21 protein-coding genes are annotated in these 26,595 nt (G+C 32.7%); 15 read left to right on the forward strand and 6 right to left on the reverse strand.

Features of this window, described 5'->3' with window-relative positions:
* The first annotated feature begins 69 nt into the window (after positions 1-69).
* On the forward strand, positions 70-2,442 hold the full coding sequence (locus tag ACJBCC_RS11520; RefSeq protein WP_299102818.1) for an outer membrane beta-barrel family protein: 2,373 nt from the start codon (positions 70-72) through the stop codon (positions 2,440-2,442).
* 29 nt (positions 2,443-2,471) lie between these two features.
* Here the strand turns inward: ACJBCC_RS11520 and murF are convergent, their stop codons facing one another.
* Complete coding sequence (murF, locus tag ACJBCC_RS11525; RefSeq protein WP_299102816.1) at positions 2,472-3,752, reverse strand: UDP-N-acetylmuramoyl-tripeptide--D-alanyl-D-alanine ligase; 1,281 nt, start codon at positions 3,750-3,752, stop codon at positions 2,472-2,474.
* A 65-nt stretch (positions 3,753-3,817) separates the two neighbouring features.
* On the reverse strand, positions 3,818-5,500 hold the full coding sequence (gene gldJ / locus ACJBCC_RS11530) for a gliding motility lipoprotein GldJ (protein ID WP_299102814.1): 1,683 nt from the start codon (positions 5,498-5,500) through the stop codon (positions 3,818-3,820).
* Between the two features lie 322 nt (positions 5,501-5,822).
* On the opposite strand from gldJ, the gene porU reads away from it, so the two are divergent.
* From porU to ACJBCC_RS11590, 12 genes are all read left to right on the forward strand, one after another.
* Positions 5,823-9,728: a type IX secretion system sortase PorU gene (gene porU / locus ACJBCC_RS11535; protein ID WP_407557255.1), complete on the forward strand. Its 3,906-nt coding sequence runs from the start codon at positions 5,823-5,825 to the stop codon at positions 9,726-9,728.
* Between the two features lie 135 nt (positions 9,729-9,863).
* Positions 9,864-11,126, forward strand: coding sequence for a type IX secretion system outer membrane channel protein PorV (gene porV / locus ACJBCC_RS11540; protein WP_299102810.1), 1,263 nt, complete (start codon positions 9,864-9,866; stop codon positions 11,124-11,126).
* Between the two features lie 82 nt (positions 11,127-11,208).
* A complete protein-coding gene (gene cdd / locus ACJBCC_RS11545) occupies positions 11,209-11,691 on the forward strand; it encodes a cytidine deaminase (protein WP_407557256.1) in 483 nt (160 codons plus the stop codon).
* Between the two features lie 114 nt (positions 11,692-11,805).
* Positions 11,806-12,807, forward strand: a complete 1,002-nt coding sequence (gene pdhA, locus ACJBCC_RS11550) for a pyruvate dehydrogenase (acetyl-transferring) E1 component subunit alpha (protein WP_299102806.1) — start codon at positions 11,806-11,808, stop codon at positions 12,805-12,807.
* Positions 12,808-12,810: 3 nt separating this feature from the next.
* A complete protein-coding gene (locus ACJBCC_RS11555; protein WP_299102804.1) occupies positions 12,811-14,430 on the forward strand; it encodes a pyruvate dehydrogenase complex dihydrolipoamide acetyltransferase in 1,620 nt (539 codons plus the stop codon).
* Positions 14,431-14,557: 127 nt separating this feature from the next.
* Complete coding sequence (locus ACJBCC_RS11560; protein WP_407557258.1) at positions 14,558-15,292, forward strand: hypothetical protein; 735 nt, start codon at positions 14,558-14,560, stop codon at positions 15,290-15,292.
* A gap of 83 nt (positions 15,293-15,375) precedes the next feature.
* Entirely contained in the window at positions 15,376-16,353 is a 978-nt protein-coding gene (locus ACJBCC_RS11565) for a M28 family peptidase (RefSeq protein WP_407557259.1), read from the forward strand.
* The gene (locus ACJBCC_RS11570; RefSeq protein WP_299102798.1) at positions 16,346-17,029 is read left to right on the forward strand and encodes an SDR family oxidoreductase; all 684 of its coding nucleotides are present in this window, start codon (positions 16,346-16,348) and stop codon (positions 17,027-17,029) included. Before ACJBCC_RS11565 ends, ACJBCC_RS11570 begins: the two co-directional genes overlap by 8 nt.
* The gene (locus tag ACJBCC_RS11575; RefSeq protein WP_299102796.1) at positions 17,029-17,676 is read left to right on the forward strand and encodes an HAD family phosphatase; all 648 of its coding nucleotides are present in this window, start codon (positions 17,029-17,031) and stop codon (positions 17,674-17,676) included. Before ACJBCC_RS11570 ends, ACJBCC_RS11575 begins: the two co-directional genes overlap by 1 nt.
* 23 nt (positions 17,677-17,699) lie before the next feature.
* On the forward strand, positions 17,700-18,296 hold the full coding sequence (locus tag ACJBCC_RS11580; RefSeq protein ID WP_299102794.1) for a SprT-like domain-containing protein: 597 nt from the start codon (positions 17,700-17,702) through the stop codon (positions 18,294-18,296).
* 11 nt (positions 18,297-18,307) lie between these two features.
* Positions 18,308-19,396, forward strand: a complete 1,089-nt coding sequence (locus tag ACJBCC_RS11585) for a mannose-1-phosphate guanylyltransferase (RefSeq protein ID WP_299102846.1) — start codon at positions 18,308-18,310, stop codon at positions 19,394-19,396.
* A 5-nt stretch (positions 19,397-19,401) separates the two neighbouring features.
* Positions 19,402-20,895 (forward strand): DUF389 domain-containing protein, encoded by a 1,494-nt coding sequence (locus tag ACJBCC_RS11590; RefSeq protein ID WP_299102791.1) that lies wholly within the window; start codon positions 19,402-19,404, stop codon positions 20,893-20,895.
* Positions 20,896-20,897: 2 nt separating this feature from the next.
* Here the strand turns inward: ACJBCC_RS11590 and ACJBCC_RS11595 are convergent, their stop codons facing one another.
* Together ACJBCC_RS11595 and ACJBCC_RS11600 are read right to left on the reverse strand one after the other, a co-directional pair.
* Positions 20,898-21,665, reverse strand: a complete 768-nt coding sequence (locus ACJBCC_RS11595) for an ABC transporter ATP-binding protein (protein WP_299102789.1) — start codon at positions 21,663-21,665, stop codon at positions 20,898-20,900.
* Positions 21,666-21,667: 2 nt separating this feature from the next.
* Positions 21,668-22,405: an ABC transporter permease gene (locus tag ACJBCC_RS11600; protein WP_299102844.1), complete on the reverse strand. Its 738-nt coding sequence runs from the start codon at positions 22,403-22,405 to the stop codon at positions 21,668-21,670.
* Positions 22,406-22,606: 201 nt separating this feature from the next.
* Here ACJBCC_RS11600 and pafA point away from each other — a divergent pair, with 201 nt between their 5' ends.
* Both pafA and ACJBCC_RS11610 read left to right on the forward strand, forming a co-directional pair.
* Positions 22,607-24,289, forward strand: a complete 1,683-nt coding sequence (gene pafA / locus ACJBCC_RS11605; RefSeq protein WP_299102787.1) for an alkaline phosphatase PafA — start codon at positions 22,607-22,609, stop codon at positions 24,287-24,289.
* A 9-nt stretch (positions 24,290-24,298) separates the two neighbouring features.
* Positions 24,299-25,105 (forward strand): DNA/RNA non-specific endonuclease, encoded by an 807-nt coding sequence (locus ACJBCC_RS11610; RefSeq protein WP_299102785.1) that lies wholly within the window; start codon positions 24,299-24,301, stop codon positions 25,103-25,105.
* 77 nt (positions 25,106-25,182) lie between these two features.
* On the opposite strand, the gene ACJBCC_RS11615 is transcribed toward ACJBCC_RS11610, so the two are convergent.
* Both ACJBCC_RS11615 and ACJBCC_RS11620 read right to left on the reverse strand, forming a co-directional pair.
* Positions 25,183-26,028, reverse strand: a complete 846-nt coding sequence (locus ACJBCC_RS11615; protein WP_299102783.1) for a glycosyltransferase family 2 protein — start codon at positions 26,026-26,028, stop codon at positions 25,183-25,185.
* Between the two features lie 24 nt (positions 26,029-26,052).
* Entirely contained in the window at positions 26,053-26,574 is a 522-nt protein-coding gene (locus ACJBCC_RS11620; protein WP_299102781.1) for a methyltransferase, read from the reverse strand.
* Positions 26,575-26,595: the final 21 nt, after the last annotated feature.

The raw sequence follows: 26,595 nt of genomic DNA on the forward strand, positions 1-26,595 counted from the left end.
GGGGTTAAAATCCTGATTATTATATTATAACTGCAAGAAAAATTTTAAATTAGTACTAAAACAAATTTAATGTATTCAAGACAAATATTTACGCTGTTGATATTAGTAGCGTGTTCTACTTTGGTAGCTCAAGTAAAAGAGATAGATGTCATTGGTACGTTGGTTGAAGAAGCAACGATGCAACCTATTCCATATGCAACTATTGCGCTTTATAAAAATAATTCTAAAGCCATTATTACGGGTACAACAACTAATGATAAAGGGGAGTTTCAAATATATACATCGGTAGCTGATTTTTACATCGAAGTAAGTTTTATGGGTTATAAAACTAAAACGATTACTGATTTTACTATTACCAATTCAAAAATTGACTTAGGTAAAATTAAACTCTCTGAAGATAATGAAATTCTAGATGAAGTCGTAGTTAGGGCTGAAGTGTCTAAAACTGTATTTAAACTAGATAAACGGGTTTTTAATATTGGTAAGGATATAAGTAGTACAGGTGCAAGTGCATTAGAAGTACTTAACAATGTACCATCCGTTGCAGTTAACATAGAAGGAGAAATTAGCCTAAGAGGAAGCTCTGGTGTTCAGATTTTAATCAATGGAAAACCTTCTGTTTTAGCTGACGAATCTAGTAACGCATTAGGTACAATTACTGCAGATATGATAGAAAGTATTGAGGTTATAACTAACCCTTCCGCTAAGTATGAAGCTTCAGGGACAGCAGGTATTTTAAATATTATTCTCAAGAAAGAAGAAAAAAGGGGATGGAATGGTTCTATATCATTAAATACAGGTACACCAGATAATCATAGTATTGGTATAAGTCTTAATCGTAGAACTGAGAAATTCAATTTGTTTACTCAAATAGGAGCTGGTTATCGCTCTTTGCCAAGAGAGAGTGAAGCCATTAATAGAAATTTAGTCGATGATGAAATCATTTACAGCGACGGAATAGCCTATAGAGATGAAACATTTTATAATATCACTTTAGGAACAGATTATCATATAAATGATCTTAATGTATTAACCTTATCAGGGAATTTTGCTTACGAAATAGAAGACCAACCTTCGGAAACTAAGTTTAGGTTTTATGATTCAAATAACATACTAACTTCAAGTTGGTTAAGGCGTGAAACTACAGAAGCGACTAACCCTAAATATCAATATGAGTTTAATTATAAAAAGCAATTCAAAAATAATGAAGACCATTCTTTATTATTAAGTGCTTTAGGAAGATTCTTCGGGAAAGACCAATCATCTCAATTTGAAAATAGAACTATTTCTGGAACTGATGCCAATAGTGATCAGCAAACAGATACTGATTTTCAACAAGCAGACTATACTTTTAAAGTAGATTATACAAATCCGTTATCTGATACATATACTATTGAAGCTGGTGCGCAATACGTAATTAATGATGTAGGGAACAACTATGAAGTAAGAGATTTAGAAGGAGGTTCATATGTTGTGAACGAGGACTTAACTAATAATTTTGAATACAATCAAAAGGTATTAGGTATTTACTTTACAGGTGCTTATGAATTAGAAAAATGGGGAATAAAAGCTGGCTTAAGGTTAGAAAATACAGATTTAGAAACGCTTTTAACCAATACGGATGAATCTAATTATCAGAATTTCACGGATTATTTTCCATCCATACATGCGTCGTATAAACTTAGTGATATTGTTTCGTTTCAATTAGGATTTTCTAGACGTATTTTTAGACCAAGGTTATGGGATTTAAATCCATTTTTTAATATCAGAAACAACTTTAATATTAGGATTGGAAATCCTGATTTACTGCCAGAATTTACAGATTCTTATGAGTTAACGAGTATTTATAAAATAGGTAAAGCCTCGTTTAGTTCTAGTGTATATTATAAATATACTACAGATGTTATTGAGCGCGTATCTACTTTTGAAGATAATGTAACAACTACAATACCAGAAAACATTGGTACTAATGGTTCTGTAGGTTTTGAAACTAATGGTAAATACAGTCCTAGTAAATGGTTAACATTAACAGGAGATTTTAATTATAATTATTTTGATCGTAACGGCACTTTCGAAACACAATCTTTCGATTTTTCTGGTCGTCAATGGTCATCTAGGCTAGGGGCAAAAATAGGATTACCAGCAGATATAGATTTAGAATTAACCGGAAGATATCAGTCGGGTTATAAGACAATTCAAGGAGAAGTAACAGGTTTCGCTTTTTTAGATTTAGGAATCCGAAAAAAAATTTTTAAAGGAAAAGCTGTGGTTAACTTAGGAGTTAGAGATTTATTTGAATCAAGAATATCTGAAAGTAACGTCTATCAATCAACTTTTGAAACTTATAGTTTTGATCAACGTGGTCGATTTGTTACCTTAGGATTAAGTTATGGTTTTGGTAAAGGAGAAGCTATGACTTATTCAGGTGGTAGAATAAGATAAAATAGTTTGTGTAGAAATTGTTCTCAAAATTAAATCAAATCTAAGAGTCGCTCTAAAGCCATACCACGAGATCCTTTAATTAAAACAGTGGCATTTTGGAGTGCCAATGATGCAATCTCTGACTTTATATCTTGAAAATTTGTAAAGCGTTTGGTAGTTCTTTTAGTTTGTGTTTTTCCGAAATTTTGTCCAATTAAGAATATATTATTCTCAAAATTGTTTTCAGCAAAATCTACAATAGCTTGATGCTCCTTTTCGGCTTCAGCACCCAATTCAAACATATCACCAAGAAAAAGAAATTTATTGTCAGCCTTTAATTGTTTCATGTTTTGGAGTGCTGCTAACATACTTGTTGGGTTAGCATTATAAGCATCTAAGATTATTTTTGTACTCCCTTTTTTAATTATCTCCGATCTATTATTATCTGGTACATAGTTTTCTATACCTTGCTTAATGTTTTCAACAGAAATATTAAAATGTTGACCAATGGCAATCGCTACAGCGATGTTTGCGTAATTATAACTGCCTATAAGTTTGCTATTAATTTGTACCGATTTGTAAGTTAGTGTTACGTTAGGATTTGCGTCTACAAAAGAAACAACACAATCGTTGGCAACGTCATTACCAAAGGTTATCAATTTTTCATATTCAGCAACTTGCTCTATTTGCTTTTGGTCATCACGGTTTACAAATATGGTTTCATCATGAGATTTTATAAAATCATAAAGTTCCGCTTTGCCTTTTATAACACCTTCTATGCTGCCAAACCCTTCTAAGTGTGCTTTTCCAAAATTGGTAATTAATCCATAATTTGGTTGAGCAATATCACTTAAAAATGCAATTTCTTTTTGGTGGTTAGCACCCATTTCTACAATACCAAAGTCTAAATCTTCAGTAAATCGGAGTAATGTTAAAGGAACACCAATATGGTTGTTTAGGTTTCCTATAGTGGCTTTTATATTATATGTTGTATTAAGAACGGCATATATGAGTTCTTTAGTAGTGGTTTTTCCATTACTTCCTGTTAAAGCAATAATGGGTATGTTTATGGCTTTTCTGTGATATGAAGCTAAAGTTTGCAATGTTGTTAATACGTCTTCTACTAAAACACATTGGTCATTGATTACAGAAGTTTTATCGTCAACAACACAGTATTTAGCACCACCATTAAATGCCTTTGAGACAAATTTATTACCATCAAAATTATCGCCTTTTAAAGCGAAGTAAAAGCAATCTTGTTTAAGTTTTCTTGTATCTGTACATATGCCAGAAGTGGACTTAAATTTTAAATATATATCAGCAATTTCCATAGGCTTAAAAATAAAAAAGTCCTGATAAATTTATCAGGACTTTCTTAAATATTATTAAACGTTTCTTAGTTACGTCTTTTTCCTCCTTTTTGGCTCTTAGAACCAACTCTAGAAACTGCACATCTAAAACCAATGTAATCAGTTGCCATATCTTGTGGGAAGTAACGACGTTGAGCTGGATCAATCCAATAAGCTCTATCTCTCCATGAACCACCTTTGTAAACTCTTACATCATCATTGATTAAAGAAGTTCTACTACTAGATTTATCATATTCTCTAATTAATTTACCTTCAGCAGAATCAACTTCTACTGTATGTTTTGGAGAATTATACATCTTACGAGTGTCATTGTTCTTGCTTCCTTCTGTTTCATCAAAGCTTTCTCTGTAGTAACGAGAAGAACGTTTGTCACCATCTCTAAAGTTTCTATTATCACTTTGGCTGAAGTTAGCTCTTAAATAAGTTTCTTCTTCATCAACAGGTACTCTTGCAATTTCTCCTGGTAAATCTCTTGCTACAATCTTACCGTTTGGTAAAGTATCGTAAACAATCTCATCAACAGTAACAATTTTCACTGTTCCATCTTCGTTAATTGCGTTTTTAGAATAAACGTTACCTCTATAATAGTTGAAATCATTAAATTCATCATCAACGATAGGTCTATAAACATCAGCTACCCATTCTGCAACGTTACCAGCCATATCATACAAACCGTAATCGTTTGGAGAGTATGTTTTTACTTCTGCTGTAATATCAGCGCCATCATCAGACCATCCTGCAATTCCACCGTAATCACCTTTTCCTTGCTTAAAGTTGGCCATTTGATCTCCACGATTTACACGTTTTCCAGATCTTGTGTACTGACCATCCCAAGGATATTTTTTACGACCTCTATAAACATTATAGCTACGTAATTCACTCATGCCTAATGCAGCATATTCCCATTCTGCTTCAGTAGGTAGTCTATATTTTACTGGGATTAATCCAGTTTCTCTACTAGCATATACGTTCACAGGGTTACCTTCAGCATCTGTTTGTTGCTTACGTTTTCCGCCTTCAAGAACTTCTGTGTTTCCACCATAAGTTTGAGAAGGTGCATTTATATAAGTGTCAGTACTAAAAGTACTTTCAGCATTTACGTCAGTAAGGTGAGCATCTCTTTTAATATAACCAGACTCTTGTAAAGCCATTTCAGCTACACGGTCTGTTCTCCAGTTTGCATATTCAACTGCTTGAATCCAACTAACACCAACTACTGGGTAGTTTGCATAACCAGGATGACGCAAATAGTTTTCAGTCATCATTTCGTTATATCCTAAACGGTTTCTCCATACTAATGTATCAGGAAGTGCTCCTTTATATATTAATGCATAGTTAGGATCTTCTGGTGGATATACGTTCTTTAAATAATCTAAGTAAAACGTGTAGTTAAGATTTGTAACTTCAGTTTCATCCATGTAAAAAGATTGAACGTGTTGTTGATTTGGAGTATTATTCCAATCATGCATTGGGTCATCTTGCACTTTACCCATTGTAAAAGTTCCACCTTCTATAAAAGATGTTCCTGGAGGCGTTTCTTGCTCCTTGAATTGGGTGTTGTATTGAAAACCACCTTTTTTATCGTTAATTTTCCATCCAGTGGCACTATCTACGTTGCCATCATTAGAAGAACGATTACAGCTAACTATCGTAGCGCAAAGCGTTAATGCAATAAGTAATTTTAGGTTTGAGACATGTTTCATATCCATAGGTTTAAGTAAGCTCGTTTAATTTTAGAGTCGCAATATAGTAATTAAAGGTAAACTAACAACTTTTTTTTGCATCAAAATGCAAAAAAACGTGTATTTCATCCTTTTTTTTGAACATCACAACGGATTTTTGGTCATTTGTCGATGTATTTTACCCTTTATTAACGAGGGTGTATCTGAATTATTGTTGTATTTTTGAAATAAAAATTAAACCCTCATAATAACAGGCTTTAATTACCGTTAATTTACTGTGAAAATCATGAATTTGTCAATTTTATGACTTTTTAAAGATTTTATCTGATACTTAATATTGTTCAAGTTAATGAAAAATTGTTATTCTATCATTTTGCTTTTATTTACAATCTTTTGTTTTGGTCAACAAAAACAATTTAATATTAATTGGGAAGGGACTGAAATATTAGAAACTGCTTTGAGTAAACTTGAAGTTCCTAGTTTTGATTCTGAACATTTTAGTTTTGATGAAGACAAAGGGCTTATATTTTTTGCACAATGGCAATCTAACGGAATTACTATAGACCAAAACACAGTACAATTGACTAATATAGTTTATGAAACTATTAATAAAAGTGAATTAAAAGATTTAGACCCAACAGTAATCTCTGCATCACATCATTATAAATTGTACAATACTAATGCTAGAGGACAGCGCTCTTGTTATTTTCAGATGCAACCTATTATAAAGGAAAATGGCATTTACAAAAAAGTAGTATCCTTTACCTTAATATATAGTACCCTATCTAGTCGTTTAAATAATAGTACAATGACAACTAACCAAATTACCAATTCAGTTTTAAGTACTGGTGAATGGTATCGGTTCTATATTGAAGAGTCAGGTGTTTTTAAATTAACAAAAGACTTTTTAAGTAGTTTAGGAATTAGTACTAATTCAATAGATCCAAGAACAATTAAACTTTTTGGCAATGGCGGAAGAATGTTGCCGTATGCTAATTCTGCAAATTATCCTTTTGATGTGGTTGAAAATGCTATAAAGTTTGTAGGTGAGACCGATGGCAGTTTTGATAATGGCGATTTTATCCTATTCTATGGTGAAGGGCCAAAGTCTTACAATGAAGAAAGTCAAACGAATCTAAATTTATATACAGACAAGACATATTATTACATAAATATAGGCTCTGGTGAAGGAAAACGTATTCAATCAATGCCTACAATTGCTCAAGAGCCAGATTTAGAAATAGATACTTTTCAAGATTATCAATTTTACGAAGTAGATGAATCCAATATAGCCAAAATAGGTAGACGCTGGTTTGGCGATGAATTTGATATAGAAAATCAACGAACGTATGAGTTTGATTTTCCTAATTTAGTTACAAGTGAGCCTATTGAATTTGAGGTTGCTTTTGGTTCTATTTCTGAGGTAGCTACAACAATGCAAGTAAATGTCAACGGAAGTCAAGTTGCAAATTTAGGATTAGGCACTATAACGGCAGGTTCTATCTTGGCATCTGGAAATTCATATTATGGATTAGTCAATGTTTCGTCAGATGATATTGTTGTGAATCTAGATTATAACAATAGTGGAAACCCTTCATCTAACGCGTTTTTAGATTATATTAATATTGAAGCCACAAGGCAATTAAATTATGAAGGTGATCAAATGGTTTTTAAGAACAAAACTGTTGTCACTACACCTGGTATTGCACAATATAATGTCACTAATACATCAGGATTAAGTGAAATTTGGGATATTTCAGATCGATTTAATGTAGCCAATACAATTAATTCTGAGAATTCAAATAGCTTAAGTTTTAAGTCACAATCTGGTGAAGAACGAATTTATATCGCGTTTTCTTATTCAAATACCTTATCGCCATTAAAAGAAACAAGATCATCTTTGGCTAATCAAAACTTAAAAGGCACAATCTTTAATAATGCTCAAGGACAGTTTGAAGATATTGATTATATCATACTAGCACCTTCGCAATTTTTAACACAAGCAGAACGGTTGGCTCAGATAAACAGAGAGCAATATAACCTAAATGTAAAAGTTGTAGATCTACAATTAATTTATAATGAGTTTAGCACAGGTAGTCAAGATATTGCAGCGTTAAGAAATTTTGTGAAATACGTATATGATAATGCAAGTACGGAAGCAAATCGTCTAAAATATTTGTGTCTGTTTGGTGATGGGTCTTATGATTACAAAGATCGAATAAGTAACAACACCAATTTAGTGCCTTCATGGTATACCATTAATAGTTATAGTTTAATTAATTCATTTGTGTCCGATGATTTTTTTACAATGATGGATGAGAATGAAGGAAATATGGATAGTAGTGATAGAATGGATATTGCAGTGGGTAGAATTGTAGCAGAAGATGTGCAACGTGCAACCGAAATGGTAGATAAAGTAAAAGCTTATTATCAACCGCAATCTTTTGGTAATTGGAGAAATAATATTGTTCTTATTTCAGACGATGTGGATGAAGAATGGGAAAAACGACTGCAGATAGCTACAGAAGATCTAGGGATAACGTTAGAACAAGAAAAACCATTTTTAAATGTAGTAAAAATTCATTCTGACGCGTTTGAACAAGAATCTTCTTCAGCTGGAGATAGATATCCAGAAGTTAATGAAGCTATCAAAGATGCAATAGAAGTAGGTGCTTTAGTTGTGAACTATTTTGGACATGGCGGTGAAGATGGCATTGCTAAAGAACGAATCTTTGATAAGTTTGAATCTCAAGAGGTAAACAACATATGTAAATTCAATCTCTTTATTACTGTGACTTGTGAATACACAAAGTTTGATGATCCAGATAGAGATACGGCTGGTGAGTTTATGTTTTGGAACACAAACGGCGGATCTATTGCCTTAATAACAACAACTAGACAGATCATAGTTAATGTAGGTGAAGATTTCAATGCAGTACTAGATGATTACCTATACGCTTTTGGGTCTAATGAATATCCTTCCGCCGCGGAAGCAGTGCGATTAACTAAAATAGATAATAATATTGCTGGTCAATCACAAAAACGATTGGTTTACTATATAGGTGATCCTGCCATGAAATTAGGTTTTGGACAGCCAGATATTAAGTTAACCAAAGTAAATGATGTAGAAATTACACAAAGTATAGATACTTTAAAAGCATTGAGCTATACTAAGTTTGCGGGTGAAGTTGTTGATTCAAACGGAAATTTATTATCTAATTATAATGGTAAGTTAACAGCTACGGTATTTGATAAATCTATTGAACGAACAACACTAGGCAACGATGGTATAAAAGAAGATTGTGATGAAAACGATGATCCAAGTGATTGCGACTCAAATGGTCAAAAATTAGTAACGTTAGATTATACAACTTTAGGCGAAATTTTATTTAATGGACAAGCAAGTATTGTGAATGGTTTGTTTGAATTTGATTTTGTTGTGCCTAGGGATATTGGTATTCCTGTCGGAACAGGTAAAGTTAGTTTCTATGCAGAGAATACGAGTCAAACAGCAGATCAGTCTGGAGCAAATTTTGATATTAAGATTGGAGGAATCAATGAAAATGCAGCAGAAGATAATATTGGACCCGTTATTCAACTATATATGAACGATGAAAACTTTGTTTCAGGTGGTATTACAAATGAATCGCCTAATTTTTTAGTTAAGCTTCAAGATGAAAACGGAATTAATACAGCAAGTGGTATTGGTCATGATATAACTGCTATAATAGATGGTGATGAAACTAATCCAATAGTATTAAATAATTATTATCAGGCTAATGTTGATGATTATACAAATGGTACATTAACATATCCGTTTAGAGATTTAGAGAAAGGTTTACATACCTTAACTTTAAAAGCTTGGGACGTATATAATAATTCTTCAACTTCGGAAATTCAATTTACAGTCTTTGATAAAGATGAAGAATTAGTCATTAATAATGTCTTAAATTATCCTAATCCATTTGTGAGTTACACAGAGTTTTGGTTTAATCATAATAGTTCTGATGCTTTAGATATATCAGTTCAAATATTTACTATATCTGGAAAATTAGTAAGAACGCTCAATGGACAAACAAGTGCAGATGAATGCTGTAATAGTGGTTCATCCTCTTTGTCAAGGAGCATAGTTTGGGACGGAAGAGACGATTTTGGAGACAAAATCGGAAAAGGAGTGTATGTGTATAAACTAAAAGTGAAATCTGATCGTTTAAATAAGCAAGTTGAGAAAATTCAAAAACTTGTGATTCTTTAAAATAATATATGTTTTAATGTAAAACATCGATAATTTGAAGCAAAAACATAAACTTTAAATTACTTCTTAAATAAAAAATTATATTTGCTAACGAATTAGTATAGAAACAGCATATTAATTCTTATTAAAATAACCATGAAAAAATACATCTTATCCTTTTTTGCTTTAACTATAATTAGTTCAATCTTTGGGCAAGTAGAAACAACAGAATTAAGACCTAGTATTTCAGATACTAGAGTGATTACAACAGGTTTGCCATTTATGCTAATTTCTCCAGATGCAAGATCTGCGTCATTGGGAGATATGGGAGTTGCTACATCAGTAGATGGCTTTTCTCAACAATATAATCCAGCTAAATATGCGTTTTCAGAATCAAAACAAGGAGCAAGTTTAAGTTATACGCCTTATTTAACAAGATTGGTAAATGATATCTCATTAAGTTATGTAACGTATTTTAATAGACTGAGTGATGTGAGTGCATTCTCAGCAAGTTTAAAGTATTTTTCACTTGGTGAAATTGTATTAACTCAAGATGCTACATCACCAGGAGTTGCAGTAAAACCAAATGAATTTGCAATAGATGCTGCTTATTCACTGAGGTTAAGTGAGCAATTTTCTATGGCTGTGGCTCTTCGTTATATGCATTCTGCTTTGAGACTAAATCAAACAGATCCTAATGCAAATCCAGGAAATACGTTTGGTGCTGATATTACAGGCTACTACCAAAGTGAAGAAGAAGCTTACAATGATTTTAATGGTCGCTGGAGACTTGGTTTTGCGATTCAAAATTTAGGACCAAGATTTAAGTATGATGATGGAGGACAAGAAGTATTTCAGCCTACTAATTTAAGATTAGGAGCAGGTTTCGATTTTATTTTTGATGAATATAATAAGTTAGCAGTTACAGCTGAGGTAACAAAATATTTGGTGCCAACACCTCCAATTTATGGTGATAAAATTGTGTTTACAGATGTTAATGATGATGGTGTTTTTGATGCTAATGATGGCGATTTTCAAACAGATGAGCAAAGTGCTGCTTCTGAAGAAGGTGTGATTATAGATGGTCAAAGTACAGATGTCAGTTTCTTAAGTGGTGTTTTTCAGTCGTTTGGTGATGCACCAGGAGGATTCAGTGAAGAATTAAGAGAATTCACTTGGGCACTTGGAGCAGAATATACATATCAAGATAATTTTTCTTTTAGAGGTGGTTATTTTAATGAAGCGGATGATAAAGGTGCACGTAAGTTTTTCGCATTAGGTGCAGGTTTTAAATACACAACCATTAATGTTGATTTATCTTATTTGTTTTCAGCTTCAAAAATTCAAAGTCCATTAGAAAACACATTACGTTTTTCACTTACATTTAATTTTGGTGCAAATGAATACAACGAATATTAGTAAATTATAACTAAATTTAGATTCCAAAAAAAACTATTGTCTATAAGCAATAGTTTTTTTGGCTAAAATAAATAGTACACTTATGAAGGAAGTAAAAATAGAAACAAAGCTAGATATCTACGAGGATTTTGATGAGCTTCCTAAGTCAATTCAATCATTAATGGAATTAGCAATAGAAGCAAGAGATAATGCTTATGCGCCTTATTCTAAATTTAATGTTGGTGCAGCTATATTACTAGATAATAACGAAACTGTAATAGGTAGTAATCAAGAAAATGCTTGTTACCCTTCTGGTTTATGTGCAGAACGTACAGCCATTTATTATGCAGGTGCAAAATATCCTAAAGCCAAAATATTAAAAATGGCAATTACAGCATCTTCACAAAATCAGGTAACAGATAAGCCAATTCCACCATGTGGATCTTGTAGACAATCTATTGCTGAATATGAAATAAAACAAAATCTACCTATCGAAATTTATTTTATGGGAGCGCAAGGAAAGGTTGTTAAGTCTAGCTCATTAGCTAATTTATTACCGTTGCTTTTTGAAAATTCAGTATTATGATAGTTTTGTTACATTTTATTCAATAATCCGCTGTTTTTTTATTAGATACTACTTCTTAATTATTCTCTAAAGTGTTATTTTTGTTAAACTATTTAATGAACACTTATCAAGATAATGCAAAAAATAACTAAAGAGGTTTACCTAAAGTGGTACGAAGACATGATGTTCTGGCGAAAGTTTGAAGACAAACTTGCCGCAGTTTACATTCAACAAAAAGTGAGAGGATTTCTTCATTTGTATAATGGACAAGAAGCCGTTTTAGCAGGTGCATTGCACGCTATGGATTTAACAAAAGACAAAATGATTACGGCATATCGTAATCACGTTCAGCCTATTGGTATGGGCGTTGATCCAAAACGTGTTATGGCAGAATTATTTGGAAAAGCTACAGGAACTTCTCAAGGTCTTGGAGGCTCAATGCATATTTTCTCAAAAGAACACCGTTTTTATGGAGGTCACGGAATTGTTGGTGGTCAAATACCGTTAGGAGCAGGTATTGCTTTTGGAGATAAATACCATGATGTTGATGGTGTTACAATTTGTTGTTTTGGTGATGGAGCTGCAAGACAAGGTTCATTACATGAAACTTTTAATCTTGCTATGCTTTGGAATCTGCCAGTAGTATTTGTTTGTGAAAACAATGGATACGCTATGGGAACTTCAGTGGCGCGTACAGCAAACCATACAGATGTTTGGAAACTAGGTTTAGGGTACGAAATGCCTTGTGGTCCGGTTGATGGTATGAATCCTATAAAAGTAGCTGAAGCTTTTGATGAAGCGATTACTCGTGCTAGAAAAGGTGGAGGACCAACATTCTTAGAAGTTAAAACGTATCGTTATAGAGGCCACTCAATGTCTGATGCGCAACACTATAGAACTAAAGACGAAGTTGAAGAGTATAAGAAAATTGACCCAATTACACAGGTTAAAGATATTATACTTGAGAAAAAATATGCTACAGAAGCAGACTTAAAAGAAATTGATAAGGATGTTAAAAAACGTGTGGCTGAATGTGAGAAGTTCGCAGATGAATCTCCATATCCAGATAAGAACGTAATGTACGATGTTGTATACGAACAAGAAGATTATCCATTTATAGATCACAAAATTAAGTAAGCTATGGCAGAAGTAATAAATATGCCGCGTTTAAGCGACACAATGGAAGAAGGAACTGTTGCCTCTTGGTTAAAAAATGTAGGTGATAAAATTGAAGAAGGAGATATATTAGCTGAAATCGAAACAGACAAAGCTACAATGGAGTTTGAGTCTTTCAACGAAGGAACTTTACTTCATATAGGAATACAAGAAGGTGAAACAGCAAAAGTAGATACGCTTTTAGCTATTATAGGTGAAGAAGGAGAAGATATTTCTGGCTACTTAAATGGGAGTACTGAAGCATCATCTGATGAAAAAGAAGAAGAAACATCAGCTACGACGGAAGAAACTTCAAACGAAGCATCTACAGAAGCAACTGAATTACCAGAAGGCGTTATAGTTGTTACCATGCCACGTTTAAGTGATACCATGGAAGAAGGAACTGTTGCTACTTGGTTAAAACAAGTTGGTGATGAGGTAGAAGAAGGTGATATTTTAGCAGAAATAGAAACTGATAAAGCGACAATGGAATTTGAATCATTCCAGTCTGGTAATTTATTATATGTTGGTTTAAACGAAGGTGATTCGGCAAAAGTAGATTCATTATTAGCTATTATTGGCCCAAAAGGAACTGATGTTTCTGATGTAGCCAAAAACTTTAAAGTTGCTGGTAGTGGTGAAGCAAAGAAAGAAGCACCAAAAGTTGAAGCAAAGAAAGAAGCGCCTAAAGCTGCTCCTAAAAAAGTTGAAGCTAAGAAGGAAGCACCTAAGACTTCAAATACAAGTACAGGTCGCATCTTTGTATCACCTTTAGCCAAAAAGATGGCAGAAGAAAAAGGAATCAACTTATCTCAAGTAAGTGGTTCTGGAGAAAACGGAAGAATCGTTAAGAAAGACATAGAGAACTTTACACCTGCTGCTTCAGGAGCATCAGTTGGTAAATTTGTGCCATCAGGTCAAGAAGATTTTGATGAAGTCCCAAATTCTAATATGCGTAAAGCGATTGCTAAGAATTTAGCTAAGTCTAAGTTTACAGCACCACATTACTACTTAAATGTGGAGTTTGACATGGAGAATGCTATTGCTTTTAGAAAGCAATATAATTCTGTACCAGATGTAAAAATTTCTTATAACGATATAGTGGTTAAAGCTTGTGCTTTAGCATTAAAACAACATCCTCAAGTTAACTCTCAGTGGTTTGATGACAGAATGCAGTTAAATAACCATGTACATATTGGTGTTGCAGTTGCTGTACCAGATGGATTGTTAGTGCCTGTAGTTAAATTTGCGAATGAGCAAAGCTTAACTCAAATAGGTGCAGCAGTTAGAGATTTTGCTGGTAAAGCAAGAAACAAAAAACTAGCTTTAGATGAAATGGAAGGCAGTACTTTTACTATTTCTAATTTAGGAATGTTTGGTATTGATAGTTTTACATCAATTATTAATCAGCCTAATTCAGCAATTTTATCTGTTGGTAACATAGTAGAAAAACCGGTGGTTAAAGAAGGGCAAATTGTTGTAGGTAACACTATGAAATTATGTCTAGCATGTGATCATAGAACTGTAGATGGTGCGACAGGAGCGCAATTCCTTCAAACTTTGAAAGGATATATTGAAAATCCTGTAACAATGTTAGTATCGTAAGTAGCTGATAAAGTGAAAATTTAAATATTATAATCCTGATTTGATGAATTTTCAAATCAGGATTTTTTTTGTTATAACTATCAGATTAGATTATTTTCGTGACTAAACTTATAAATTAACCAATAATATGAAATATTTAAAAATAGTAATGCTAGTAACTTTTCTGTCATTATTTATGGTAAGTAATGCGCAAAAGAAGAAGGTAGCTGTAGTAACATTTTACGCAGATAAAATGCTAGATTTATCAGCGCTTGATGCTTCTGCTGATTTAATTGCCAAAAATTCAAATCTTAGTGATGATCCTGATTTTAATCAATCAGAACCACTTAATAAATTGCATACTGCGTTTTTTGATGAATATGCCGAAAATTTTGATTTCGAATTTATAGCAGAAGATGAGGTGTTTGCCAATGAAAAATATAAAAGCTTTAAACCAACTTATGAGGAAGCGGGTAACATTAATCAAGATGTTGAGTCAACTACATCAGTAGATGGTTATAATGTAATTCCTAACTATAGGCAAAACGTAAAGGATTTAAAGGATGTAGCTGAAGACTTAGGTGTTGATGCTATAATGTTTATTCATTTAGATTTTGGATTCGTTAAAACAGGCGTTGGAAATCTTGGTTATGTAAGTATTCAAGCGAGATTTAGTATGGATTTATATACTAAGGATAATAAGAGTGTATTTCAGTTTCGTGAAGTCGCTGGCTCTTCAAAAAAAGCAGTGATGGTTAAAGGTATTCCTGTTATGAAAACGGATAAGATTCAACCTATGTGCGAGAGTGCTGTAGAAAAACTAATGAAGGATTTAAACAAAAAAGTAGGACGTTTAGCAAAGAAAGCGAATAAGAAAATGTAATTAGCTTATAATATAATTGGAATTAAATCCTGTATTAATAATTTGATACAGGATTTTTTTATCTTTAAACTCAAATATAAATTATGAGAAAAATAGTGTCATTATTGATTATCGTATTGGTTGCCTCTTGTGCTTATCATACAAAAGGTGCTGACGGAAAATCAGGAAAAGATGGTGAAACTGTAAAACCTATCATTACTCAAGAAGCCATTAAGGCGAGTATGAATTTTTTGGCTTCAGATGAACTAAATGGACGAGCAACAGGAAGTGAAGGCATTGAGAAAGCAGCCGTTTTTATCGAAGATTATTTAAAAAAGAATAGCATTAGACCTTATTTTGAAAGCTATCGAGATTCGTTTAAGGTCAATGATTTAGATGGTTATAACATTGTTGGAATGGTTGAAGGGAATGATCCAAAATTAAAAAATGAATTCATTATTCTCGGAGGACATTACGATCATATTGGTAAAGGGAAAGTTGTTGAAGGAGATTCTATCGCTAATGGAGCCAATGATGATGCTTCTGGTACAATTGCTGCGATGGAATTTGGTAAATATTTTGCTAAATCAAAAACAAATAAAAGGAGCATATTAATTACGCTTTATGATGCGGAGGAAATAGGACTGAAAGGTTCTGCGCATTTGGCTGCACGATTAAGAGATAAAGGGATTAATGCATATACAATGATCAATTTTGAAATGATTGGTGTGCCAAGAGCAGAAGATCAATCTATGGCTTATATGAGCGGTTTTGAACGTTCTAATTTTGCTGAGACTTTAAATACATATGCAGGTCAAGAGGTTGTAGGGTTTTTTCCAAAAGCAAAAGGGTTTAACTTATTTATGAGGTCAGATAATTTTCCGTTTTATAAAGAACTCAATATTCCTGCGCACGCCATTTCTACCTTCGATTTTTCAAACTTTGATTATTACCATCATGTAGACGACGAAGCAGATAAAATGGATTACGCACACATGGTAAATTTTATAGAAAAAATGATTCCTGCGTTAGAGGGAATGATGAATGCACCAACTAAAGAAGTGGTTTTAAAAGATGAGTAAAAATATAATTATAACAGGTACAAGTAGAGGAATTGGATTTGAATTGGTTCATCTTTTTGCTAATCAAGGTCATAATGTTTTGGCATTATCACGTAATGCTAAACCAGTAAGTAATCTTCATTTTGATAATATTTCGTCTTTTGCTTTTGATTTGTGTAAAGAAGAAGATTATCAAAAAGTGACCGAATTTATAAAAGAGGAATGGAAACATGTAGATATTCTTATTAATAATGCAGGTGCAATTATCAATAAACCATTTGCAGAAACTACATTTCAAGATTTTACAAAGGTGTATCAAACTAATGTTTTTGGAGTTTCGGAATTAACTAGAACCGTTTTGCCGTTTATAAAAAGTGATGGACACGTTGTAACGATTAGTTCAATGGGAGGCATCCAAGGTAGCATGAAATTTCCTGGATTGTCTGCCTATAGCTCAAGCAAAGGCGCAGTGATTACTTTGGTAGAATTACTTGCTGAAGAGTATAAAGAAACGGGTCCACAATTTAATGTACTAGCATTAGGCGCTGTACAAACCGAAATGTTAGAAGAAGCATTTCCTGGCTATCAAGCGCCAACAACAGCTAAGGGAATGGCAGATTATATTCAGAATTTTGCTTTAACAGGAAATAAATATTATAACGGAAAAGTGTTACAAGTTTCTAATTCTACGCCTTAATGTCTAAATATAAATGTGTAATTTTTGATTGTGATGGCGTCCTAGTAGATAGCGAACCTATAGGAAATCAAGTAATGGTTGACATGGCAAACGAATTGGGTGCACAGATTAATCTAGATTATGCCTATCAACATTTTAAAGGAAATTCTTTTCATAAATGTGAAAATCTCATTTCAGAATTAATTGGTAAGGATTTGCCAACTAATTTTGAATCTGAATATAGAAGACGGTCTTTTGAAAAATTTAAATCAGATATTAAACCTGTCGAAGGTGTTTCAGATGTCATCAAACATCTTAACCTTCCGTTTTGTGTTGCTTCAAGTGGGCCTGAAAATAAAATTCAATTGAATCTAGAATTAACGGGTTTGTGGTCGTATTTTAAAGCTAATGTATTTAGTTGTTATGGTGTTCAAAAATGGAAACCAGATCCAGCTGTATTTTTATGGGCAGCCAAAACGATGGGTTTTCAACCAGAAGAATGTGTTGTGATTGAAGATAGTGTCATTGGTGTTAATGCAGCAGTTAATGGTGGTTTTGACGTTTTTGGCTTTACTGCACATGACTATAATCATCAACTAAACAGTAAGGCAACAAAAACATTTAATGATATGGCAGATTTATTACCATTGATACATAATAAAAATTAACATTTACATCTATAAAATATAGAATGCACTTACAGTTTTTAGACTTTATTCCAGAATTGGCTAAACCTTTAATTTTAAAAATTTTAGAGGATGATAAGTTTACTATAAAAGTTAAAAGCGAGCGTAAAACCAGACATGGTGATTATAGATCCTTGCCAAATGGAAAACATCAAATTACTATAAATTCAAATTTAAATTGTTATAGGTTTTTAATGACGTTAATTCATGAAATTGCGCATTATGAAGCTTACAGTAAATATGGTAGACTAATAAAACCACATGGAAAAGAGTGGAAGCATACGTATCAACACTTAATGTTGCCATTTTTAAGGCCAGATATTTTCCCTAATGAACTGTTGCCATTATTGGCTCAGCATTTTAAAAACCCAAAAGCATCTAGCGACACAGATGTGCAACTCGCCTACGCCTTAAAGCAATTCAACGAAGACAACGATAAAACGTTTGTGTTTGAATTACCTTTGAATCAGACCTTTAAGCTGTATAATGGCAGAATTTTTAAAAGAGGTAATAAACGAAGAAAACGATATGAATGTGTGGAAGTTAACTCAGGTAAATTATATTTGTTTAATCCAAACGCAGAAGTTGAAGTTTTAGAATAAATCAAAATATGATGAATAGCAAAAATAAAAATTATTACGCCATACTAATGGCAGGTGGAGTAGGTTCAAGATTTTGGCCAGTAAGTACACAAGATTTTCCTAAACAGTTTCACGATATGTTAGGAACAGGAGATACTTTAATTCAAAAAACATTTCATCGTTTAGCACAATTAATTCCGGAAGAAAACATATTCATTTTAACTAATGAACGTTATAATGATTTAGTTTTTGAACAGTTACCAACGGTTACAAAAAGACAAGTTGTGTTAGAACCAGCAATGCGTAATACTGCACCATGTATTTTGTATGCGTCTTTAAAAATTCAGAAAGAAAACGAAGACGCTGTAATGATTGTAGCGCCAAGTGATCATTGGATTGAAGATGAAAAAGCTTTTTCTGATAATGTAAAAGCAGCTTTTGACTTCTGTGAATCTAATTCTGCATTGATGACTTTAGGTATAACACCTACATTTCCAAACACAGGTTACGGTTATATTGAATATGATAAGTCATCTCAAAAAGAAATTAAATCTGTAAATCAGTTTAGAGAAAAGCCAGATTATGAAACAGCGAAATCTTTTATAGATCAAGGTAATTTTTTATGGAATGCAGGTATCTTTATGTGGAGTGCTAAAACTGTTGTAGCTGCATTTAAAAACAATCAACCAAAGTTATTTGAATTGTTTGAAAAAGGTTACAGTGTATACAATACAGAGTTTGAAGACGACTTTATAAAGGAAAACTATGTAAAGGCAGAAAACATATCTGTGGATTATGCACTTATGGAAAAGAGTGAAAATGTCTATGTAATACCTGCTACTTTTGATTGGAATGACTTAGGAACTTGGGGAAGTCTTTACGATAAGTTAGATAAGGACGAAAATAACAATGCCATTGTAAATGCAAAAGCCCTAACTGATGATTCTAATGGTAACATGATTAGAACAAAAGGTGATAAAGTTGTCGTCGTAGATGGATTAAAAGATTACATCATAGTTGATAAAGACGAAGTTTTACTTATCTTTCCTAAAGCAAAAGAGCAAGATATTAAAAAAGTGCTTCAAAATGTGAAAGCTAATTTTGGAGAAGAATATGGTTAAAAACTATGAGTGACGAAAATAAATTCAATTTTTCGGAAGATGAGCAGAAGCAAATCACCAACGAAATGAATAAGGAAGCTGCTGTTGAAGAAAAGAAAGAAGCAGTTAGAAAAGACGCTAAAGGATTATTTGCGAGTGTAAAAACTTTTTTACAAGAGTTATTAGACTTTAGAGATGATACTGATAGAGACGCTACTATAGCTGCTATCACAGCAGATATTCCGTTTAAAGGTGCAACTGCTTGGATTTTAATCTGTTCTATTTTTGTAGCCTCAGTAGGATTAAATGCAAACTCTACTGCAGTTGTAATTGGTGCCATGTTAATTTCGCCTTTAATGGGACCAATTTTAGGTGTTGGTCTATCAATTGCCATAAATGATATTGATACCTTAAAGAAATCTCTAATAAACTTAGCGACAATGATAGTGCTGAGTTTATTAACGGCTTTTCTATTCTTTTGGTTGTTTCCGTTGAGTGAAGATACTTCAGAATTGTTAGGTCGTGTAAAACCAGATATTAGAGATGTGCTTATTGCCTTTTTTGGTGGATTGGCTTTAATAATTGCACGTACTAAAAAAGGAACAATTGCGTCCGTGATTTTCGGTGTAGCAATTGCAACAGCATTAATGCCACCTTTATGTACTGCAGGTTATGGATTAGCCAAAGGAAACTGGATCTACTTTGGGCAGGCGATGTATTTGTTTACAATAAATACCATCTTCATTGCTTTAGCTACATTTTTAGTATTGAAGATTTTGCGCTTTCCAATGTTAAGATATGCGAACTCAGCGAAGCGTAAACGAACTTCTAGATTAGCAATGTTAGTTGCTATAGTAGTAATGATTCCTGCAATTTGGACGTTCTTAACGGTACTACAAGAGAGCAAATATACTAGAGATTACGATAGTTTTGTAAAAAATGAAATTGATACAAACCCTAATTTATGGTTGCAGAAAAAAGTATTAGACGCAGATAATAAAAGACTTAGTTTATATTTTAATGGTGACGTTAGTGATGAAATGATTTCAGCTTTACAAAATGATAAAGTTAAATACGTCAATCTAAAAGATTTTGAACTGGTTATTAATGCCAATAAAACAAGAAGTGCAGATCGTTTATTAGAATCATTAGATAGAGCTTATGCGGATTTAGATCGAAAAGATAATGTTATAGATGGACTTCAAAAGCAAATTATGGAATTAGAATCTAATATCTCTAGCTTAAATAAGGTAATAGAATCAAAGAACTCCAATCAAAAATCTGTTTCTTTTACATCTTTATCTCGTGATGCTAAAATTAAGTTCAATGATTTAGAATATTTTGGATATGCTAAAATGCTTGAATCGAAGGATTTTATCAATATTGACACGGTGTCAGTTGCCAATGTAAGATGGAAAGTAGAATTAAATGATAGTATCGTTTTAATTAAAGAACGCGATTTACAAAAGTGGCTTAAAAACGAATTAAAAGTAGATACTGTATTTATTAAAAGGAACTAGGTTTAATCATTTTCTTCAAGATACATTTTACGTACTTTTCTGAATAATTCAGATGAATAAACGAAGTTGGTAACAGCTTCGTTTTCTGTTCTAAATATGGTTTCGCTAGAGCCTTCCCATTCTAGTAAACCATCTTTTAGAAATACAATTTTTTCCCCAATTTCCATAACCGAGTTCATATCATGGGTGTTTATCACAGTAGTAATATTAAATTCGTCTGTGATTTCTTGAATTAAATTATCTATTACAATAGCTGTTCTAGGATCTAAACCAGAATTGGGTTCATCGCAAAACAAGTATTTAGGTCTATTTACAATAGCTCTAGCAATAGCAACACGCTTTTGCATTCCACCAGAAGCTTCACTTGGCATTTTATTGTGCGCATTTTCTAAGTTAACACGTTGTAGCACCTCATTAACTCTATCTTCCATTTCGCTCTTACTTTGTTTTGTAAACATACGTAAAGGAAACATTACGTTTTCTGCAATGGTCATAGAATCAAATAAAGCACTGCCTTGAAAAACCATTCCCATTTCTGCTCTCAGGTTGGTTTTTTCATCTCTTGTTAAATTACTAAAATTTTTACCTTCGTAAGAAATAGAACCTTCTTCATATTCAAATAAGCCAAGCAAACATTTTAAAAATACCGTTTTACCAGAACCACTCTGACCAATAATTAAATTGGTTTTACCTTTCTCAAAAGATGTAGTAATCCCTTTTAAAATATGAGCATCGCCAAATGATTTGTGTATGTCTTTTACTTCTATCATAATTATCCTAGTAATAAGCTTGTTAGTAAAAAGTTAACCAAAATAATCATCACACTGGTCCAAACAAATGAAGTAGTACTAGCTTTACCAACCTCTAAAGCTCCACCTTTCATAAAGTAACCATAGTAAGATGGTATAGTTGCGAGTAAAAATGCAAATACAAAAGTTTTTATAAATGCATATATAAAATGAAAGGGTTCAAAATCTAACTGAACACCTTCAATATAATCTTCCATGGTGCCATAGCCACCATAAACACAAGCTATTAATCCACCTAAAATCCCAAGAAACATGGCTATTGAGATAACAAAAGGATAAAGGGTTAAGGCTATAAATTTAGGGAAGACTAAGTAATTTATTCCATTGATTCCCATTACTTCTAAAGCATCAATCTGTTCTGTTACGCGCATGGTTCCTATACTAGAGGTTATAAAAGAACCCACTTTTCCTGCCATAATTATTGAGATAAAAGTAGGCGCAAATTCTAAAATAATAGATTGTCTTGTAGCAAAACCAACAAGATATTTAGGCATAATGGGACTCGTCATGTTTAAAGATGTTTGAATGGCAACAACGCCTCCAACAAAAAACGAAATAAAAGCTACAATACCCAATGAGCCTATAATAAGGTCATCAATATCTTTTAAAATTAAAGGTTTCATCACGGACCACTTTGTAGGTCTACGAAAAATGTCCTTAATCATGATAAAATAAGTACCTATATTTTCAAGGTAAGTGATAGGTGTTTTCATTAATGCTAAAGTATAAAAAATGATTAGGAAATGAGCATATTCAGTATTTTTTCACATATAAAATAGATGTATTGATATTAAATTATAAGATTGAAATAAATAAAATTAGTAATGTGAAATTAACTTAAATTAAAATTAAGATAACTTTAAAATTGTATTTTTGAAGTTCAATATTTAAAGTTTATTACCATGAAAAATATCTTCACTTTAGTTGCAGTTTTATTCTTGCTTAATTCTTGCGCCTCACAAAGTAATACGGTAAATACAAAGTCAGAAGTTACAGCACAAAAACCTTTAGAAGTAGCAACGGACCAAGGTACAAAGCTAGTAGTTGGTATTGTTGTAGACCAAATGCGATATGACTATTTAACGCGTTTTAACTCTAAATACGGAGAAGGGGGTTTTAAACGCCTTATTAATGAAGGTTTTAATTGTAAGAACAATCATTTTAACTATGTGCCAACATATACAGGTCCTGGTCATGCGTCAATCTATACAGGAACTACACCTAAATATCATGGTATAATTGGTAACAATTTTTATAATAAAGAAATTAAAGAAATGGTGTACTGTGCTCAAGATGATAATGTAACTTCTGTTGGTACAGAAGACAAGGCAGGTATGATGTCGCCAAATAGAATGCAAACCACAACATTTGGTGATGAAAATAGATTATTTACGCAAATGCAAGGTAAAACCATTGGTGTTTCATTAAAAGATAGAGGTGCAATACTGCCAGCTGGTCATACGGCAAACGCGGCATATTGGTTTCATGGAAAAAAAGAAGGCGTTTGGATTTCTAGTTCTTTTTATATGAATGAATTACCGCAATGGGTAAAGGATTTTAATTCTTCAGAGGCTGCACAATCGTATTTAAAAGTTTGGAATACACTTTATGATATTTCTACATACACTGAAAGTGGAGCTGATGAGAACAATTTTGAAGGTGGATTTAAAGGCAAGGAAACAGCAACCTTTCCTTACGACTTAAAGACTTTAAGTGAAACTAATAGGGGTTTTGATATACTAAAAGCGACACCTTATGGTAACAGCCTTACTACAGATTTTGCAATGGCAGCAGTAGCGGCAGAAAATTTGGGACAAGATGAAATTACAGATGTTTTGGCTGTTAGTTTTTCAGCTACAGATTACGTTGGGCATAATTTTGGTGTAAATTCTAAAGAGATTGAAGATACATACATTCGTTTAGATAAGGATTTAGAACGCTTTTTTAACTATTTAGATGCAACAGTTGGTAAAGGCGAATATACTGTGTTCTTAACTGCAGATCATGGTGCTATAGATGTACCATCTTATTTGCAATCAGTAAATGTACCAGCAGGATATGTTGATAATTATTCTAGAAAGAAAACGTTTAATGCGTTTTTAACTGAAACTTATGGAACAACTGATATTGTAGAAAATATTAGTAACAATCAAGTATTTATTGATAGGGCAAAAGTAAAAGCTTTAGGATTAAATCTCATCGATGTACAGAACGCAATTGCAATGGAACAGTTGAGTTATAAAAACGTTTCTAAAGTTTACACAGCAACAACATTAAGTTCCGCCGGATTTACAAATGGAGTGGAAGCGTTATTACAAAATGGATTTAACCAAAAGCGCTCTGGTGATGTTATTTTGGTAAATGATACGGCCTTTATTGCTTATGGGAAAACAGGTTCTACACACGGAAGTGCTTTAAACTACGATACACATGTACCATTATTATTCTTTGGCAATGGTATAAAGCATGGAGAAACATTAGAAAAGACTGTAATACCAGATATCGCACCAACTATTTCTGCACTTTTAGGGATTAGTTTTCCTAATGGAGCTACAGGGAGTGTTTTAGGATTTGTAATTGATTAAATTGATGATTTGAAAAGAAAGCCAATCTTTACCCTTATCGCTATTGTTATAGCAATTGCCATTTATAGTTACGACTTTTATCTTAATTCTAAATTAGAGGAAGGTATTGTAAATGAAGGGCAAACAGTTAAAGAAAGTACCAACGAATATTATTTACCTACAAGTACAACCCATCAAATTGTGCATCATCAAAACTATTCTTTGTCTTATAGTGAAGCTCATGAACAAGCAGAATGGGTTGCTTATGAATTAAAATCTTCACATTTAAGTTCTACAAATCATAAACGACCATATTTTGAAATTGATGAAAACGTAAAGACAGGAGCTGCGCATTGGCGAAATTATAAAAAATCGGGTTATGACAAGGGTCACTTGTGTCCTGCAGGTGATAGACGTTATACAAAAGCGGCTCACGATGAAACTTTTCTAACCAGTAATATTAGTCCGCAAGAACATAAATTTAATGCTGGCGTTTGGAATAGACTTGAACAGAAAGTTAGATATTGGGCTAAAAAGAACGATGGTATATTTGTTGTAACGGGTGGCGTTCTATCTGGTAGTATGAAAGCAATCGGCACTGAAAATGTTTCAGTTCCTAATCAATTTTATAAAGTGATTTTAGATAATACCAATGGTAACATTAAACTATTGGCCTTTTTATTGGATCATAAAGATTCAAATCTACCTTTATATAAGTTTGTGGTTTCTGTAGATGAGGTAGAATCGCTTACAGGTATTGATTTCTTTCCTGAGTTAGAAGATGATATCGAAACCAAATTAGAAGCCTCTAGCAGCTATAAAAACTGGAGTTTCTAATAAAAATTAGATGATTTTGTCTTGCTGAATTTAGTTCAGCATCTCAATAGGTAATAGGATCTTTTTTAATTATAAACTTAAAACTTTTCCTTAATGCCTTTCCAACGTAAATCGCGAATAAATTGACCTTCTTCTTTAGATACTAAATAGTCGACATTATTAGATTTTGCCCTAAAATATCCAGACATATAGTCTCTAAACAGTTTAATACTCTTCTTTTTATAAGCTAATTTTAAAGCTGAAATAAAAGTAATCGAAAAGCCATAACGCATTTTGTGCATAGCCTCACCTTGAAGATATTTTGACGCTTTATTGTAAGATTGTCCTGTTGGTTTAAGATGCTTTACATGGAGGCTCTCATCAGTGAAAATATCCCAACCATAATATTTAGCAAGCAATTCGTCTACTGTATCCCAACCCATTGATGCTTTTAGCTGTCCTATTTGGTTAAAACACGCTTTTCTATACGTTTTAAGCGCACCTCTAATGTGATCTTTATTCGTTAAGTTTTCTAAAACCCAACTGTTGTTCTTTTCAATATAACAGAAGCCAGATGCCATACCCAATTTTGGGTTAGATTTAAAATGTTTCGAAATTATTTCTAGATAATTAACAGGAAAAATAAGGTCTGCATCAAACTTACAAATCACATCATAATCATTATCTAAAGCGGCTAAACCCTTATAGAAGGCTTTAATTATTTTAGATCCAGGTAAATGTTTGTTAGAGGATGTTGAGTTAATTACCTTAATCCATTGGTGTTTTATAGCGTAGTCTTCGGCTATAGTTTGTGTGTTATCTGTGGAATTGTCATTTACTACAATAACAGCTTTTGGTAGTAAGGTTTGTTGCGTTAATGATTCTAAAGTTTTACCAATATAATCGTCTTCGTTATGTGCAGGAATGATGATGTAAAAGTTCAAATCTTGAAAATCGTTTTTTCAAAGTTAAGCCCTTTCTGCGTAAACAATATAATATCGTGGTGTAAACCTTCTTAGAATTGGTCTTATGCCTATTTTCTTAACAGGGTTTGTCCATTGTTGTCTGTCTTTAATAACCCAACCGGTTTTTTCTAAAAGCCAATCGAGTTGCCAATCTTCAAACTCATGGTAATGTCTATCTCTCATGTCGGTTTTACTTTTATAGGCTGAAGCAAACCATAATTTTAAAGGAATACTGATAACAATCTTATCTGCTTTTATCGATTTTAAAACCTCATAAGGGGATAGAAGATGTTCAAAAATTTCAAAAGCAGTAACCACTTTGGCAGTTGCATTTTCAATTTCAGAGCGGTCCTCATCTAAATCTATGCCTGAAGTGTTTTTTACCGTATAACCTTCAGAAATCATAATTTCCGATAATGGATTTATGACACCTAAATCTAAAATCGATTCTGATGTATCAATGTGTTTTTGTAAAAACTGAAGTGTGAGTTTAAATCGCTTATTTGGATATGTTTTTTCGTACATACTATTGTTCTAAACTCTGAG

Source organism: Winogradskyella sp. 4-2091, from assembly GCF_045765065.1.
Classification (GTDB): Bacteria; Bacteroidota; Bacteroidia; order Flavobacteriales; family Flavobacteriaceae; genus Winogradskyella.

Bases quoted from the DNA above. Each gene is read 5' to 3' on its own strand.
- ACJBCC_RS11555 (WP_299102804.1), top strand. From the start codon at position 12,811: ATGGCAGAAGTAATAAATATGCCGCGTTTAAGCGACACAATGGAAGAA.
- ACJBCC_RS11560 (WP_407557258.1), top strand. From the start codon at position 14,558: ATGAAATATTTAAAAATAGTAATGCTAGTAACTTTTCTGTCATTATTT.
- ACJBCC_RS11580 (WP_299102794.1), top strand. From the start codon at position 17,700: ATGCACTTACAGTTTTTAGACTTTATTCCAGAATTGGCTAAACCTTTA.
- pafA (WP_299102787.1), top strand. From the start codon at position 22,607: ATGAAAAATATCTTCACTTTAGTTGCAGTTTTATTCTTGCTTAATTCT.
- ACJBCC_RS11565 (WP_407557259.1), top strand. From the start codon at position 15,376: ATGAGAAAAATAGTGTCATTATTGATTATCGTATTGGTTGCCTCTTGT.
- ACJBCC_RS11575 (WP_299102796.1), top strand. From the start codon at position 17,029: ATGTCTAAATATAAATGTGTAATTTTTGATTGTGATGGCGTCCTAGTA.
- gldJ (WP_299102814.1), bottom strand. From the start codon at position 5,500: ATGGATATGAAACATGTCTCAAACCTAAAATTACTTATTGCATTAACG.
- porU (WP_407557255.1), top strand. From the start codon at position 5,823: ATGAAAAATTGTTATTCTATCATTTTGCTTTTATTTACAATCTTTTGT.
- ACJBCC_RS11595 (WP_299102789.1), bottom strand. From the start codon at position 21,665: ATGATAGAAGTAAAAGACATACACAAATCATTTGGCGATGCTCATATT.
- ACJBCC_RS11585 (WP_299102846.1), top strand. From the start codon at position 18,308: ATGAATAGCAAAAATAAAAATTATTACGCCATACTAATGGCAGGTGGA.
- ACJBCC_RS11520 (WP_299102818.1), top strand. From the start codon at position 70: ATGTATTCAAGACAAATATTTACGCTGTTGATATTAGTAGCGTGTTCT.
- ACJBCC_RS11590 (WP_299102791.1), top strand. From the start codon at position 19,402: ATGAGTGACGAAAATAAATTCAATTTTTCGGAAGATGAGCAGAAGCAA.
- ACJBCC_RS11620 (WP_299102781.1), bottom strand. From the start codon at position 26,574: ATGTACGAAAAAACATATCCAAATAAGCGATTTAAACTCACACTTCAG.
- ACJBCC_RS11570 (WP_299102798.1), top strand. From the start codon at position 16,346: ATGAGTAAAAATATAATTATAACAGGTACAAGTAGAGGAATTGGATTT.
- murF (WP_299102816.1), bottom strand. From the start codon at position 3,752: ATGGAAATTGCTGATATATATTTAAAATTTAAGTCCACTTCTGGCATA.
- cdd (WP_407557256.1), top strand. From the start codon at position 11,209: ATGAAGGAAGTAAAAATAGAAACAAAGCTAGATATCTACGAGGATTTT.
- porV (WP_299102810.1), top strand. From the start codon at position 9,864: ATGAAAAAATACATCTTATCCTTTTTTGCTTTAACTATAATTAGTTCA.
- pdhA (WP_299102806.1), top strand. From the start codon at position 11,806: ATGCAAAAAATAACTAAAGAGGTTTACCTAAAGTGGTACGAAGACATG.